Annotated in this window: 2 tRNA genes and 1 rRNA gene; all 3 read right to left on the bottom strand. The window is 51.3% G+C overall.

Annotated elements, in window-relative coordinates:
• Window positions 1-274: 274 nt before the first annotated feature.
• Window positions 275-350 (bottom strand) — tRNA-Ala (locus tag NCCP691_RS21230).
• Between the two features lie 7 nt (window positions 351-357).
• Window positions 358-434: transfer RNA gene (locus NCCP691_RS21235), tRNA-Ile, on the bottom strand.
• A 64-nt stretch (window positions 435-498) separates the two neighbouring features.
• Window positions 499-581, bottom strand: a 16S ribosomal RNA gene (locus tag NCCP691_RS21240); the annotation flags it as partial.

Below are 581 nucleotides of genomic sequence, written 5' to 3' on the forward strand. Positions count from 1 at the left end.
GCCTCTCTTATCGAGAGCGCTATAGAGTTTTGAGTTTGCGTGCCGTATTCCAGACCACTCGTATTGCTACGAGAACTCTTTCATACAATATGATTGATACAATCACAACCCACCAGTCTTCATCCACGCGCATCACACGCATGAACTCCAACTGATAAATTCTTTACTACTTCTTCCAGATTGTTAAAGAACACAAACAGCCAATTGATCAATACGATCAAACCTCAGTCGCGCCGGCTTGGCTTGCGCCAGGCATCGACTCAGGTTTGATGATTGGTGGAGGTTGACGGGATCGAACCGACGACCCCCTGCTTGCAAAGCAGGTGCTCTCCCAGCTGAGCTAAACCCCCTACACGATGGTGGGTCTAGTTGGGCTCGAACCAACGACCCCCGCGTTATCAACACGGTGCTCTAACCAGCTGAGCTACAGACCCAAACGCTGTTTGGCTGTGTCAACAGACCGATAAGTGTGGATACGAGGCGTGGTGCACGCTCTAGAAAGGAGGTGATCCAGCCGCACCTTCCGATACGGCTACCTTGTTACGACTTCACCCCAGTCACGAATCCTACCGTGGTAAGCG

It is taken from the genome of Noviherbaspirillum aridicola, from assembly GCF_019656455.1.
Lineage (GTDB): Bacteria > Pseudomonadota > Gammaproteobacteria > Burkholderiales > Burkholderiaceae_D > Noviherbaspirillum > Noviherbaspirillum aridicola.